This window comes from Acinetobacter pittii, assembly GCF_034064985.1.
GTDB classification, from domain to species: Bacteria; Pseudomonadota; Gammaproteobacteria; order Pseudomonadales; family Moraxellaceae; genus Acinetobacter; species Acinetobacter pittii_H.
This window is the reverse complement of record NZ_CP139249.1, coordinates 279,369-293,101: the sequence shown is the minus strand read 5'-3', so window position 1 is coordinate 293,101 and position 13,733 is coordinate 279,369. Positions and strand designations below refer to the sequence as shown.

Annotated in this window: 18 protein-coding genes and 1 tRNA gene; 10 read left to right on the top strand and 9 right to left on the bottom strand. The window is 38.5% G+C overall.

Annotated elements, in window-relative coordinates; all coding sequences use genetic code 11:
* The first annotated feature begins 93 nt into the window (after positions 1 to 93).
* Entirely contained in the window at positions 94 to 852 is a 759-nt protein-coding gene (hisF, locus tag SOI76_RS01345) for an imidazole glycerol phosphate synthase subunit HisF (RefSeq protein WP_000880078.1), read from the top strand.
* A gap of 40 nt (positions 853 to 892) precedes the next feature.
* Here hisF and SOI76_RS01340 read toward each other — a convergent pair whose 3' ends face one another.
* Positions 893 to 1,531, bottom strand: a complete 639-nt coding sequence (locus SOI76_RS01340) for a hypothetical protein (RefSeq protein WP_104079703.1) — start codon at positions 1,529 to 1,531, stop codon at positions 893 to 895.
* A 109-nt stretch (positions 1,532 to 1,640) separates the two neighbouring features.
* On the opposite strand from SOI76_RS01340, the gene SOI76_RS01335 reads away from it, so the two are divergent.
* The 3 genes from SOI76_RS01335 (at position 1,641) to SOI76_RS01325 (ending at position 3,673) form a co-directional block, all read left to right on the top strand.
* Positions 1,641 to 2,645, top strand: coding sequence for an AraC family transcriptional regulator (locus SOI76_RS01335; RefSeq protein WP_104079702.1), 1,005 nt, complete (start codon positions 1,641 to 1,643; stop codon positions 2,643 to 2,645).
* Positions 2,646 to 2,777: 132 nt separating this feature from the next.
* Positions 2,778 to 3,467: an aquaporin Z gene (gene aqpZ, locus SOI76_RS01330; protein ID WP_016803075.1), complete on the top strand. Its 690-nt coding sequence runs from the start codon at positions 2,778 to 2,780 to the stop codon at positions 3,465 to 3,467.
* A 41-nt stretch (positions 3,468 to 3,508) separates the two neighbouring features.
* Positions 3,509 to 3,673 carry a hypothetical protein gene (locus tag SOI76_RS01325; RefSeq protein ID WP_080749798.1) on the top strand — a complete coding sequence of 55 codons (165 nt, stop codon included), beginning with the start codon at positions 3,509 to 3,511 and terminating at the stop codon, positions 3,671 to 3,673.
* A 10-nt stretch (positions 3,674 to 3,683) separates the two neighbouring features.
* On the opposite strand, the gene SOI76_RS01320 is transcribed toward SOI76_RS01325, so the two are convergent.
* The 3 genes from SOI76_RS01320 to SOI76_RS01310 form a co-directional block, all read right to left on the bottom strand.
* Positions 3,684 to 3,926, bottom strand: coding sequence for a hypothetical protein (locus SOI76_RS01320; protein ID WP_000476055.1), 243 nt, complete (start codon positions 3,924 to 3,926; stop codon positions 3,684 to 3,686).
* 45 nt (positions 3,927 to 3,971) lie between these two features.
* Positions 3,972 to 4,571, bottom strand: a complete 600-nt coding sequence (locus SOI76_RS01315) for a LysE family translocator (RefSeq protein WP_205668418.1) — start codon at positions 4,569 to 4,571, stop codon at positions 3,972 to 3,974.
* Between the two features lie 98 nt (positions 4,572 to 4,669).
* Complete coding sequence (locus SOI76_RS01310; RefSeq protein ID WP_005804493.1) at positions 4,670 to 5,749, bottom strand: DNA/RNA non-specific endonuclease; 1,080 nt, start codon at positions 5,747 to 5,749, stop codon at positions 4,670 to 4,672.
* Between the two features lie 255 nt (positions 5,750 to 6,004).
* On the opposite strand from SOI76_RS01310, the gene SOI76_RS01305 reads away from it, so the two are divergent.
* Entirely contained in the window at positions 6,005 to 6,439 is a 435-nt protein-coding gene (locus SOI76_RS01305; RefSeq protein WP_032054442.1) for a hypothetical protein, read from the top strand.
* 55 nt (positions 6,440 to 6,494) lie between these two features.
* On the opposite strand, the gene trkD is transcribed toward SOI76_RS01305, so the two are convergent.
* A complete protein-coding gene (gene trkD, locus SOI76_RS01300) occupies positions 6,495 to 8,372 on the bottom strand; it encodes a potassium transporter Kup (RefSeq protein WP_032054443.1) in 1,878 nt (625 codons plus the stop codon).
* A 118-nt stretch (positions 8,373 to 8,490) separates the two neighbouring features.
* Here trkD and SOI76_RS01295 point away from each other — a divergent pair.
* The 3 genes from SOI76_RS01295 to elbB all read left to right on the top strand — a co-directional run bounded on the left by SOI76_RS01295 (position 8,491) and on the right by elbB (position 10,281).
* Positions 8,491 to 8,580 (top strand) — tRNA-Ser (locus SOI76_RS01295).
* A gap of 136 nt (positions 8,581 to 8,716) precedes the next feature.
* Positions 8,717 to 9,529 (top strand): helix-turn-helix transcriptional regulator, encoded by an 813-nt coding sequence (locus SOI76_RS01290; RefSeq protein ID WP_104079701.1) that lies wholly within the window; start codon positions 8,717 to 8,719, stop codon positions 9,527 to 9,529.
* 89 nt (positions 9,530 to 9,618) lie between these two features.
* The gene (gene elbB / locus SOI76_RS01285; RefSeq protein WP_104079700.1) at positions 9,619 to 10,281 is read left to right on the top strand and encodes an isoprenoid biosynthesis glyoxalase ElbB; all 663 of its coding nucleotides are present in this window, start codon (positions 9,619 to 9,621) and stop codon (positions 10,279 to 10,281) included.
* A 58-nt stretch (positions 10,282 to 10,339) separates the two neighbouring features.
* On the opposite strand, the gene SOI76_RS01280 is transcribed toward elbB, so the two are convergent.
* Positions 10,340 to 10,681, bottom strand: a complete 342-nt coding sequence (locus tag SOI76_RS01280) for a DHCW motif cupin fold protein (protein ID WP_104079699.1) — start codon at positions 10,679 to 10,681, stop codon at positions 10,340 to 10,342.
* A 130-nt stretch (positions 10,682 to 10,811) separates the two neighbouring features.
* Complete coding sequence (gene ywrO, locus SOI76_RS01275; protein WP_104079698.1) at positions 10,812 to 11,369, bottom strand: NAD(P)H-dependent oxidoreductase; 558 nt, start codon at positions 11,367 to 11,369, stop codon at positions 10,812 to 10,814.
* Between the two features lie 116 nt (positions 11,370 to 11,485).
* Here ywrO and SOI76_RS01270 point away from each other — a divergent pair, with 116 nt between their 5' ends.
* Together SOI76_RS01270 and SOI76_RS01265 are read left to right on the top strand one after the other, a co-directional pair.
* Positions 11,486 to 11,821, top strand: a complete 336-nt coding sequence (locus SOI76_RS01270) for a winged helix-turn-helix transcriptional regulator (RefSeq protein WP_104079697.1) — start codon at positions 11,486 to 11,488, stop codon at positions 11,819 to 11,821.
* Between the two features lie 27 nt (positions 11,822 to 11,848).
* Positions 11,849 to 12,067, top strand: coding sequence for a DUF6500 family protein (locus tag SOI76_RS01265; protein ID WP_104079696.1), 219 nt, complete (start codon positions 11,849 to 11,851; stop codon positions 12,065 to 12,067).
* Between the two features lie 64 nt (positions 12,068 to 12,131).
* Here the strand turns inward: SOI76_RS01265 and SOI76_RS01260 are convergent, their stop codons facing one another.
* Together SOI76_RS01260 and SOI76_RS01255 are read right to left on the bottom strand one after the other, a co-directional pair.
* On the bottom strand, positions 12,132 to 12,488 hold the full coding sequence (locus SOI76_RS01260; protein ID WP_061874375.1) for a hypothetical protein: 357 nt from the start codon (positions 12,486 to 12,488) through the stop codon (positions 12,132 to 12,134).
* The gene (locus SOI76_RS01255; RefSeq protein WP_104079695.1) at positions 12,488 to 13,732 is read right to left on the bottom strand and encodes a hypothetical protein; all 1,245 of its coding nucleotides are present in this window, start codon (positions 13,730 to 13,732) and stop codon (positions 12,488 to 12,490) included. Before SOI76_RS01255 ends, SOI76_RS01260 begins: the two co-directional genes overlap by 1 nt.
* Position 13,733: the final 1 nt, after the last annotated feature.

Sequence of the window (13,733 nt, the reverse complement as noted above, 5' to 3'; positions counted from 1 at the left end):
TCTGTGAAGTTTGATAGAATACCTCTTCCCTCCATGAAGGTGTAGCGCCTGTGTAGGAACTTTCACCAACGGCGATTATTTTTGGAAAAAGCTATGCTTGCTAAACGTATTATTCCTTGCCTAGACGTTGATAACGGACGCGTAGTTAAAGGCGTTCAATTCCTCGATATTCGTGATGCTGGCGACCCTGTTGAAGTGGCACGTCGCTATAACGAACAAGGTGCAGACGAAATTACTTTCTTAGACATTACCGCTACACATCATGGACGCGATACCACTTACCGTACTGTTGAACGTATGGCCGAGACTGTATTTGTGCCTTTAACTGTCGGTGGTGGTGTACGTAAGGTTGAAGATATTCGCGCATTATTAAATGCAGGTGCAGACAAAGTGAGTATTAACTCGGCTGCTGTGTTTAACCCTGAATTTGTTCAAGAAGCTTCTCAGCACTTTGGCGCGCAATGTATTGTGGTTGCGATTGATGCCAAAAAAACTGGCGACAACAAATGGGAAATCTTTACTCATGGTGGCCGTAAACCAACTGGAATTGATGCCATTGAATGGGCTGTAAAAATGGCTGACTACGGTGCGGGTGAGTTGCTGATTACCAGTATGGACGCCGACGGTACTAAAGCAGGTTATGATATTGCCTTAATGCGTGCCATTAATGACCGCGTTACCATTCCAACGATTGCCTCAGGCGGTGTGGGTAACTTACAACACCTTGCAGACGGTATTTTACAAGGTGGTGCCGATGCAGTATTGGCAGCAAGTATTTTCCACTTTGGTCAATATACGATTCCAGAAGCTAAACAATATTTAGCTGAACAAGGCATCGAAATGCGCTTGTAAGCTTAATCATAATTAAAGGGGCGATATGCCCCTTTATTTTTTATGCCGCACCATCTACTTCTTTCACTTCACTAGGAAGTTCTAGTTTTTCTTTTTTCTCGACCCATTTTGTAGGAAAGATTTTTTCTACAGCTTGAGACAGTGATTTAGCAAGCGCTGTAGGTAACCGTATACCCAAAGGGTTTTGTTCTTTTAAATCTGCCGAAGACACCACTCGTGTTCCCATCACATAATCAAACCAAGGCTTGGTCACACACCAATTAGCATCTTGATTGGAGTTCATGTGGTGGTCGTAATGCCATGGAATTTTACGCTTTGCCCATTCAGGCTCTAAATGTGCACGGCGATGAATATAATAATAATTTCCAGCACTGTACCAAGCTGCGAGTGCCATGCCTTTTGAAAAAGGGTAAAAAATTGCACTTGAAACAGTTGCCACCACAGCAAGCGAAATTAACTCATTTTTAGTTCGCCAGTTTCCAACGCCCTCAACATAACAATCATCATGAAACTGTTGTTTACGGACTTCACGATGGTGTGCCCAATGCGACTCCATACTTTTTGGTACTGGGCTATAACGTGGTTTTCCAGCACGGTGTACACCATGCAAAATATATTTGTGTGCTACCCATTCAAATGCATTCGCAACTGCAATTCCTGCAATAAACCCTTTTAACATCACTTAACTCCTTTTTCTTTTTATTCAGCATATAAAATTCGTTATGCTAGGTATTGACCAGAATTTATGGTTTCATTGACAAATCACGACAAGAAAGAGGTGGTTAGGGATGCCACAGCTAAAAAATTATACAGGCTCAGTGTATGGAGGGCTGGGACATCTATTAAAAGCTTATTGCGAAGCCAATCAGTTAGCTATTCCTGAACAATTAGAACAAGTTCAAAATCTGGAACGCTTTGACTATGTGGTTTGGCGTGATCTATTAGAAGTGATTTATAAACTAGACCCGAAGCCGGGTTTAGGGCTAGAAATTGCCAAATATGTGCAACCCAAACACTTAGGGATTATTGCTTACCTCGCGCTCTCTTGCGACAACTTAGGTGAAGCCTTAATTCGCTATCATGATTTTCACCGTCTGATTTATGACGGGAGCCCATTAGTGGTTGAGCTACAAGGGAGATATGGTTCTATTCGCTGGGAAGCGACTGAGCTACACCCTACCCAGCTTACCGATGAAATCGCGATTGCGTTGGTGATTCAGTTCTTACGTCTTTTTATGTCTCATGAAGACGTGCATTTACATGAAGTACGTTTCTTAAATGCTGCTCCTAAAAATATCAGGGTCTACGAACAATACTTTCAATGTCCCGTTCATTTTAGCCAGCCGCGTACAGAATTACTCATCCCAATTACGGAAATTCATAAGCCACTCAGCAGTGCCGACCACACTCTACAGCAGCTATTGGTTCAGCAGGCCCAAGCGCTGTTAGAGCAATTGCCAAATTCGACCCAACTTGATCAGCGTTTACAGCATTCAATTTTGACTGGGCTACAAAAGAATCAATATCAAATTGAACATATTGCCGCTCAATTAGGCCTATCAGTTCGGCAACTCCAAAGACACTTACAGCAACAAAACACCACCTTTCAGGAACGTGTTCAGCAAGTACGATTTATGCTCGCAACCGAGTATCTAAAAGACCCGCATTTAAGCCTACAAGAGATCGCACTTTTACTTTGTTATTCAGAACAAAGTGCCTTTCAAAGAGCATTTAAACATTGGACCAATCAAACACCCCAACAATGGAGAGATCACTTTTTAGACAAAGAATAACCAACCAAAACTTACAAATCTTTTCTTGATTAAAACAACACTGAAAACAAAAATTTCATATAGTCACATGCTTCAAATTTATGTGACGTAATTCACATTAATTAAAATAGATTAAATAAATGAGTAATCACAATGAATAAATATTTTGCTGAATTTCTAGGTACGTTTTGGCTAGTCTTTGGTGGTTGTGGTAGCGCAGTATTAGCCGCAGCTTTCCCTGAACTTGGTATTGGCTTTGCAGGTGTAGCCCTTGCCTTTGGTTTAACCGTACTAACAGGCGCCTATGCTCTAGGGCATATCTCAGGTGGACATTTTAATCCCGCGGTAAGTGTTGGCCTTTGGGTCGGCGGCCGCTTCGATGTTAAAGATTTAATTCCCTATATCGTTGCTCAAGTGGTCGGTGCGACTGCTGCTGCATTTGTTCTTTATATTATTGCTCAAGGCCAAGCAGGCTTTAGTGGTGTTGGTGGTTTTGCTTCAAATGGTTTCGGTGATTTATCACCAAACAAGTTTGGCTTAGGTTCAGCTTTCATTATTGAAGTCGTTCTTACAGCTTTCTTCTTAATCATTATTTTAGGTGCAACTGACCGCCGTGCGCCTGCTGGCTTCGCTCCTATTGCAATTGGTTTGGGCTTAACACTCATTCACTTAATCAGTATTCCAGTGACGAACACTTCGGTGAACCCTGCACGTAGTACAGGTGTTGCGTTCTTTGCTGAAACGGCTGCGTTAAGTCAGTTGTGGTTGTTCTGGGTAGCGCCGATTTTAGGGGCTGTGATTGGGGCAATTATTTATAAAGTGGTAGCTGGAGATAAGGATTAACTCTTCCTAGATGTAATCTACTATCGCGGAAGGTGACATGGATGTCACCTGTTGAACAGGGGTACATGGATGTGCCCTCTGATCAACAAAGCCTTTTGTTTACTTTTGGGCTTTCAAAAGTAAAAAATGTCTATACACATTTAATAAAGTCTAACGTGGTATTAAAGACTGTATGGCAGCATGACCATACTAAATATCACGCATAGCATGCATAAATTATAAAAACGGATTATTAATTTCTTGTTCAGCTGGACGTTCAATTTTCTCAGGCAATTCTTCTTTTTCCAAAGCTGCAACCACATCGTTTAAAAAGCTCTGTAAAGCCTTTGCCTGTTCTAACCCGACTTTGTCTTTGGTGATTTGCAAGTTGCCATAAATGCTGACGCAATCGACATCATTTTCTAATGTTAAATCTTCAATTGATGAAGACTCTGTACCCTTTTCAAATGGCTTAAACATAGGTCTTGTCTCGTTGTTATATATTCACAGTGTAATACGACCAATTTAAAAAAAATCAATCAAAATTAAAAGAGCCGATAAAATTAAAAAAGTGCCCATCAAGATATTAAAATATTTCAAACGGTTGCCCTGATTGAGCACAACTGAAAATTTATCACCACAAAACCCCCAAAAGAACAAACACGCATAGCAAGTGAAAAAATAAATAACGATAAAGATCGGCAACGCCTGCGGGTTTTCAATGCTAGTAAACATGGTAATGCCTGACACACAAGCCAACCATGCTTTGGGATTCAGCCATTGTAATAAGAACCCATCTTTAAAATTGGGAATAATCATTTGCTCTACAGGAACACTGGAAATAGAAATATTTGCAGCAGAAAGAATAATTTTAATCCCGATATAGCAAACAAATAGTGTTCCACAGACTGCAAGAATTTTTAATACAACAGGAAACTGAGTTAATAAACTCTGAAGACCAAATGCCATAAAAATTAAAAGCAAGGTAAAACCAATTGTGGCGCCTGAAATATAGGGAAGCGATCTTTTTAAACCGTGATTTAAACTGGTCGATAAAATGACAGTATTTACTGGCCCTGGGGTAATAGACATTGCAAATGAAAAAAGAAACATCGAGGCAAACATTGTTATTGTCCTTATTAAAATAAGATCCATAGACAGATCTGTCTATAGATTCTATTTTAATCAATTACGGTGTTGCAATAACAATCAAAAAAAGCTGCTTATTTCATTATTTGCAAGAAATAGTTCACCAAGGCTTCTACCAGTTGTTTCACAATCGCCTTTCTCGTTTCTTCATCAATTGTTGGAACTTTTGCTTCCATTGGCTCGGAAGAACCAGTTTTTTGCTTTTTAAATTGGTCTTGTAGCGCTTGAATTTGGTCAGCGTTTAAGTCTTGCTCACACTGACTTTCGCCATCCCAATGTAAATAGTCTAGCTTTTGATTTGGCTTAACTTGGCTCGCTGTTAAAGGTAGACGATAGACATTACGTTTTTGTTGCTCAGTTAACTGCGGGAACAGGTTAACGCCTAAGCGCTCCTCAAGGTAGCAAACACTCACAACTTTCACTTGTAGAGAGTTATTGTTAGGTGCGTAATAAGCGCCGATCGCGCCAGTTTTTGGCATATACACCGCTTTATAAACTGCGGTAGGAACAATTACACCCTGACCAATCGTCTTGAGTCGCTTACCTTCAAAAACAGGACCTGTCACTACATAAACATCTTGTTTTTGTTTAGTGGCAATAGCACGGGTCGCTTCTTCGAGCTTACGCCATACTTCTTGGTTATTTTTAGGCGCTTGAGGCACCATGTTACTGAGCGAGAAACTATCAGATTGGGATTCTTTATTTGGCATATCACCATTTGGCGCCATATGCCCACGATCATAGCCTGAACCACGATAATCACTTAACAGTGCCCGATGTCTTTGAGCAACACGGGTTTCTTCATGAAAATTATCTTCACGCTTAATTTTGGTACTCAAACGTTCTGCATTTAAATGCTCAGCCGACCACAACGGCGTTTTAGAAATGCCCGAATACAAAACGTTAAAGCCATTAAAACACAGCGGATAACTGTCTTTTTTTAAGCTTTCTTTATTTAAAGCAGGTGGAACTTCACGATAGAACTGATTAAGACAAGTCGAGTTAGTCGTTAAAGGTGAAAACCACTGCGAAATCTTTTCACTACCAAAAGCAATCGCAAAACTTCCAGCCGCAATACAAGCAAGAATAATCTTGCCAAAATGCTGACTTATAGAGAATGAGTTTGTACCTTTACTACGTTTTTTACTTGCCATGTTTCTATCAATACCACTGTCCACACGCAGCTTAACAATCCTGCTTTTTTAAGTATATCTCTTATCTTTCATATGGTTAAAACATGGTCATCTTTTTTGTAACTCTATTCCGTTTTACGTAACAGTCTGTTGGAATTATGAGAGCCTTTGGCTATTGAATTGCGCCAATTGCGTATCTTTCGTTGAAATGCACTGTTTGCTTATGACATGGTTAGCTCCACAAATTTGGATAAAAATATAATCGGAGTCCACTTAATGATCCATTCAAAGATTATTGGTATTGGCGTAATCACGGGATTATGTAGTATGGCCGCTTTGGCTGAGCCAGCAGTCCAGCCAGGAGATACTTTAGAAAGTTTGTCTAAAGTAAAAGTAACCACAACCGTAAATGGCCAACCAGGCTCTATTAGCGATTTAGTCAATAGCGGACAAGTACAGCAAGTTTCTGCTGCACCAACAAATGCAGCACCTACAGGTGCTCCTATTCCTGCGGACGTTCCACCAGCGCCTCCAGCAGGCGGTGAAATGGCGCCACCAGCAGCACCAACTGATGCAGTACCACCTGCACCGAACCAAGCGCCACAAGATCCGAACACTCCACCGCCTCCGGCAGATCCAAGTCAGTCGGCAGACCCGATGGCAAAAGACGGTGCTTTACCAGCAGACGCACCTATGCAACAAGCTCAATAATCAGAGCCATAAAAAAACCAAGACTTATGTCTTGGTTTTTTTATTACATCAATTTTTATATTTCGATTTGACTACCTAACTCAACCACACGGTTGGTTGGAATCTGGTAGAAGTCACTGACCGGACTGGTATTACGCTGCATAGAGATAAACAGTTTTTCTCTCCATGGAGACATACCATCGCCCACCGAATGAACAATACGATCACGGGAAATAAAGAAGCTGATGTGCATCAAGTCATATTCAAGACCGAGCTGCTCATAGGCTTGTATCAGCGCTTTTGGTACATTCATTTCATCTTTAAAACCGTAGAAGATTTTAATACGGAAGAAATGTTCAGCTAAAGTTTCTGTCGTAATACGCTCTTCTGGCGCAACGAACGGTACATCTTCAATCACTACTGTCACCAAGATATTACGCTGATGCAGCACTTTATTGTGCTTAATGTTATGTAGCATGGCATGTGGCACAACGTTCGGTGTACCTGTCATAAAGACTGCATCACCCGGCACCCAGTGCACGCTATTACCAATACTTTTTACAAACAAATCTAGAGCCAAAGTGTCATGTTCAAGCTTAGCAAAAGTAAGCTCACGACCACGTTTCCATGTCATTAAAATGGTCACGGCAATCGCACCAATGAGTAACGGCACCCAACCGCCAGACAAGATTTTAAGTGAAGTTGCACCGACCAATACCGACTCTAAAACAAAGAACGGAATAATCAGAAGAAGTACTTTTGGCAGGCTCCACTTCCAAGCCGAGTAGATAAACACCGCAACCAAAATCGTGTCACAGAGCATCGTCAAAGTCACAGCTAAGCCATACGCACTTGCAAGGTTCGAACTGCTTTTGAAGATCAAGATTAGGATAATAATTGCGATTAAAAGTAACCAGTTTAAGAAAGGAATATAAATCTGGCCTTCTTCAGACTCAGACGTATGTTTAATACTTAAACGAGGTAAATAACCCAATTGAATCGCTTGGCGCGCAAGAGAAAATACCCCAGAAATTACAGCTTGAGAGGCAATTACTGTTGCCATGGTTGCCATAATAATCATTGGGTAAAGTGCCCATTGCGGAACCAATAAATAGAACGGGTTTTCAATTGCCGCTGGGTCTCTGAGCAATAATGCACCCTGTCCTGCGTAGTTTAAAACCAAGCACGGCAACACCACAAAGAACCAAGCTAAACGAATCGGAACCGGTCCGAAATGTCCCATATCGGCATAAAGTGCCTCACCACCTGTTACTGTTAACACTACAGCACCCATCACAAAGAATGTCATGATTGGGTGGTGATAGATAAACTGAATGGCCCAATGCGGACTGAACATGCCTAACACCACAGGAGTCTGAATGACGCTGTGAAGACCTAATAATCCTAAAGATAAGAACCATACCATCGTGATTGGGCCAAAAAACTTACCGACAAAGGCCGTACCGTGTTTTTGTACTAAAAACAAAGAGATGATAATGGTAATCGCAATCGGCATGATGAATGGGTCAAACACATCGGTTGCAATCGACAAGCCTTCAACGGCTGACAATACCGAAATGGCTGGGGTAATAATACCGTCACCAAAAAACAGCGATGCACCGATAAAACCAATGGCAATCATGTAGATTTTTTTGTTATCGGCAATTTTGGCTTTACGTAAATTCAATGCGAGTAAGGCCATGATCCCGCCTTCGCCGTTGTTGTCTGCACGCATGACAATAGCGATATACTTGATGCTGATGATCAGCATTAAGCACCAAAAAATAATGGATAAAATTCCTAATACGTTTTCAGGCTGAATTCCCAACCCATGCGCTACATGGAAGGACTCTTTCAAGGCATAGAGCGGACTTGTTCCGATGTCTCCAAAGACCACTCCAAGAGCTGCCAAAGCCGTGGCAGGCAAGGTCGCTTTTTTGGCCGTATTTTGCATTGTGTAATTAAACCAATATGATTTTTAGCGCAATCTTATCACCTCTATTATTTTTTTTCTGTAATGCTCGTCTTAAATCTTGGCAGGACTCGTTTTTTTAGTTACTATCGCACGCCTTGGTGAGGTGTCCGAGTGGCTTAAGGAGCACGCCTGGAAAGTGTGTATACGTTTGCGCGTATCGAGGGTTCGAATCCCTCTCTCACCGCCAGAATTCAAATTTAAAGAAGCTTAAACTTAGTCGGTTTAGGCTTTTTTATTGGCTCAAATATTAAAAAATAGCCAAAAAATATTGATAATTTTTACATCCATCACAACATCTAAATTTAAGTAATCATTTAACTTCAATGAAGAATCTTATTTCTTTAGCTAAAAAAAGCCTGCTCAAGCATAGCAACTTAAACCTGCCTTTTGCGGTCTATTCAGCCTACGAAGAGCAAAAAATTACAAACGTTCCGATTTCTAAGCCCTTACTCATTATCGTTTTAAATGGTTATAAAGAACTTGGAAAAACGGAAAATATTAACTGTGAAGCTGGTTCTTTTATTTTTTTAGCCAACAGCTCCAGCATTGATATGCGTAATATTCCAGATCAAGAAGAATATTTCGCTCTTCTTATCGAGTTTGATTTTGAAGATTTTAATGATCTACCTCAAAATGCTGGCATTTCTCAAAACTATATTCAAGGCCAGCTGAATCCTCTTTTAGAAAGTGCCCTGCATCAGTTTATAGATTTCTCTTTAGTTGCCCCTCCTTCTGCATTTAAATTTAGAAAAAGAGAGCTTGTAGAGCTTATTTATTATTCAGGCTATACCGACATTGCTAAACTCAACATGAATAAAAGCTTGAGTGAAAAAGTTCAGACTTTGATTTCCGATCATTTGTCTACAGAACTCACCGCTGAATTTATCGCGGCTCAACTTTTTATGAGTTCATCGACGCTAAGAAGAAAACTAAAAAGCGAAGGAAATAGCATTCAGGACATTCGTAATAGAGTAAGGCTGGGACACGGATTACACTTACTTCAAACCACCAATAGCAGCATTGGAAATATTGCTTTTGAATGTGGCTATCAATCCCAATCTCGATTTACTGAACAATTTAAAAATTTGTTTGGAATTACCCCACGTGAACTACGTAAAACAAAAATGCTCACTTAGGGCGAATTTATGGCAAATCTGCGTATAAAAAATTTTTAGAAAAAAACTTAAGATCTTTTACACATTTAAAAAGGTTCTTGAGAAAGCAAATGAAAAAAGTAGCAGTAATTTTATCGGGTTGTGGTTATTTAGATGGTTCTGAAATTAGAGAGTCTGTTTTAACCCTATTAGCTTTAGATACAGTCAATATTGAATATCAAATTTTTGCACCTGATGAGCCTTTGTTTCATGTCATCGACCATGTGAGTGGTGAAATAAACATGACTGAGCGGAGAAATATTTTGCAAGAAGCAGGACGAATTGCCCGAGGTAAAATTTCCTCACCCGATCAACTTAATGAAAATGAATTTGATGGTCTTATTTTGCCAGGTGGTTTTGGTGTCGCTAAAAATTTATCAACTTTTGCGTTTAAAGGCGCAGAGGCACGAGTACATGGTACGGTAGCTTCAATTTTAAAAGCGTTTCATCAGAGCAAAAAACCTATTGGGGCAATATGCATATCTCCTGCACTATTAGCACTTACTTTTGGAGAGTTACACCCAACTATTACGTTAGGATCTGACCTTAACATTGCTAAGGAGATTGAAAAAACGGGTTCAATTCACCATGTTTGTCAAACCTCAGACTGTGTGGTCGATAAACAAAATTTATTTGTTACTACGCCTGCCTATATGGATGATCAAGCTAACTTAAAAGATATCTATGCAGGTATTACAAGCTTGGTTAATACAATGACAGCTTTAGCAAATTAAAATGTTTAATGAGGGATAGAAATTTCTATCCCTCATTTGATGTGTTCTTTGTATAAGTCTAATCAACGATAAGTAACTTGGCACCATTCAAGCTATAAGACTGATGTGGCTCCGAGTTATCCCCTACTTGATAACTCATGCCTGAAGTTAAAGTAAATGTTCGTCCGTCTTTCAATCTACTTTCTAGCTCGCCTTCTAGGCAAAATAATATGTGCCCTTTTTCACACCAATGATCAGCCAAGTAGTTTGCTGAGTACTCCACAAGTCTCACTCTAATCTTATTTGTTTCTTCACCAAAAAATTGAGTTTTCCAATAAGCCTTTCCAGTTTCACCACTATATTCAGTGACTTCTATTTCTTCCCAATTTGTGATTTGAAATGGAAAAGGTGTGATATTCATAGTTTTTCCAACGAAGTATTATTGTATTTTCAACTTATAGACAAATTTAATTTTTGCAAATGATTTATTAATAAATCATAAAGATACCAGCAGACCCAAACCTCACGTTCAGGCCTCCTCCTTTTTAAACTTACTCAGACAATGCTAATAACTTCTGAACATACTGAACGGCACTGTTATCAATTTCTTGGTGAGTTGGAATAGCATCATCTGGTGAAGGGTTTGTGTCTAAACCATAAAATGCATAAAGCGGTTGATAGACTGCCCCAACATATAAAGCGGTGAGTTCAAAAGAACTAAAAATCTGCTCTAAAGAAAGCTTATATTCGCCTTGCTTTGAATAAACTTTTTCTTGAGCACCCGCAGACACCGCCAGCATAAATTTTTTATTTTTAAGCTTGTCACCTGTTGAACCATAAGCCCAACCATACGCCAAAACTTCATCAAGCCATTGTTTCAAAAGCGGCGGACAGTTAAACCAATACACTGGAAATTGAAAGACTAAATTTTCGTGTTCTTCTACAAGCGCTTGTTCTTTGGCAACGTCAATTACGCCATCTGGGTAGGCTTGATAAATCTGGTGAACTGTAAATTGGTCTGGGTGTTTTTCTAACTCCTCTACCCATCTTTTATTAATTACAGACTGGTCTATGTGAGGATGTGCAACGATGACTAATGTCTTTTTCATTATAAAAACACTCTTATCGAAAAGTAGATAAATCGATTATAGAAGTGTGCTTTCCTAAATATAAGTACGGTAATTTTTGTTATATACTATACTAAAAGATAGTGTAGATTTTAAAAATGACTGACTGCCTTCCATCAAATACGCCATTAGAAGAAACAGGTTTTGGCTATACGCTTTCTTTAATTAATGGCAAATATAAGATGATCATCATGTATTGGCTGTATGGAAAAACCGTTATGCGTTTTAATGAAATGCAACGCTGCATTGGCAATATTTCGTTTAGAACGCTCAGCAATACACTTAAAGAGTTAGAAAGAGACCAGCTTATTATTCGTAAGGAATATCCTCAAATTCCGCCTAAGGTTGAGTACCGTCTTTCAGAAAGAGGACAGTCTTTAATTCCTTTGTTAGATATGATGTGCGATTGGGGCGAGCGAAATATGAATTCTTAGTTTTATAGACTGAAAGTGATACTCAATATGAGAAATGAATTAAGAGAAATTTTTATTAAGGGATGCGACGAAAAAATTGAAAAGAAGGGAGACAATGTAGGTCTATCTTTTTATGCGTTTTTTAAAAATAAGAATGATAACCCTGAGCTACTTATGGAAGCAGCGCATTGGTGGATTATGGAGCATAAGTTAGATCACTTCGAGAAAGCTGTGAAGATTAAACAGTTGATTTTGAGTGAGCGCTAAAATTAAGATTATTCGAAAAGACTTAAATTTAAACAGTTTAAGTCTTTTTAATTAATTTTATTTACTAATTTTGGACAGTAAAGGTGTAGTTTTTGTTGATTTCAGCATCCCCTCCTCCAAAAAAATCAGCTTTTATATTTATAGTATATTTTCCAGTGTACTTCGGAGTACCTTTTATTTCTATAACATTATAGCCATCTAATTCATTAACAGGCTTTACTGTTACACCTAGATTTTCTGGAATATTTGTTTCTAATTTAGCGTATTGATCAACAACCTTACCACCAGAAATTTTAATAATTTGTTGATATTCTTGATTAACATGAGCAACTGGTAAATTTTCAGGAGTAATTTTATATTTCTTCCCACAACCTGTAATTATAAGAATAGCTGAAAAGATAAATATTAACTTGTATTTCATTAGAACTTTTCCTTTTTAATAACAAGAGCAAAAAATACTTTTCTTTTGAAATTATATAAAGATATTTTTGTACCTAATCTTTGTGCGTTTTCTCCCCAAGTAAACATTTTTAGCTTTACTTCAGAAGTATAAGGGTTTGAAGTTTTTGATACAGGTTGCCCACTGTTATCTCGTAATTTATCTGTCCATACAATCCAATGATCGGGAAATATTTGTGTTCCAGAACTTGTTCCACTACTAAGAAGACTGGCTGAAATTAATGTTACTACATAATAGTCTGGTCCAGCATACCTATTGAGATCAGAAATCAGGTCTAAACTATAGCCTCCCATTTTTATGGGGTAAGAAGCTACAATATTAAAACCAGATTTTCTATACCAACGTTCTAACTCCATTGGAGTTGTAATACCAGGAACTTCTTGATCAGGGTCAGTCAGTGTAAGAGCAATATTCTCAGACTCACGTAAACTTGCAAGTGTCATCCAATCAATTGATGGAACCTTTGGCTCTCCACTAGGACGATAGAAATTCTTTACACGTCTACTCCCATTAGGTGAAGGCTTTATTTCAAGGTCTCCAATTTTAGTTTGCCCCATTTCCCAGAGTTGTTTTACTGCTAATCTATATCTAGAGGTACTCAGATTAATTAAGCAAAAAAAGTATGCAGCAGGCCCACATAATGATGTTCTATCTTGGTTGGGTAAGGGCTCATTCAATCTAGACTGTAATGCGGCTTCAATTTGTGCTTTAGAAAAAGGATCTTTGGGTTCTCCAGGTTTACAACCAGGATCAATACATTGAAAAATTCTATTTCTATTTAAAGCTAGCTCAAAAGTATTTTTTGAAATATTCTTTTGAACAATTTTTGTCACTGCTTGTGCTTCATAATATTTTGTTATTGAAATATTGTTGTTTTTATTATGATCTGGATAAGCATATGCCTCTATTTTATCTGGAATAATATAATGATTAATTACTAAACTTTCTTTCCCTGAAGCGCTTAGTCGATATAAATTGAGAATAATGACACAATCTCTGAGTCTCTCTAATCCTATCCTTGAACTATCAATTTCTACTGATTTGGTTTGATAAAGCTGATCACCTACTTTTTTAAATGCAGTATCTTTAAAAACAATAGCTGTTTCAGATTTATTTAAAACCGTGTTATACAAATAAATATTGTATTTTAATAGTTTAGGACTTACATTGGTCTTTAATACTATATAGGGATAAAATTTTGTCATA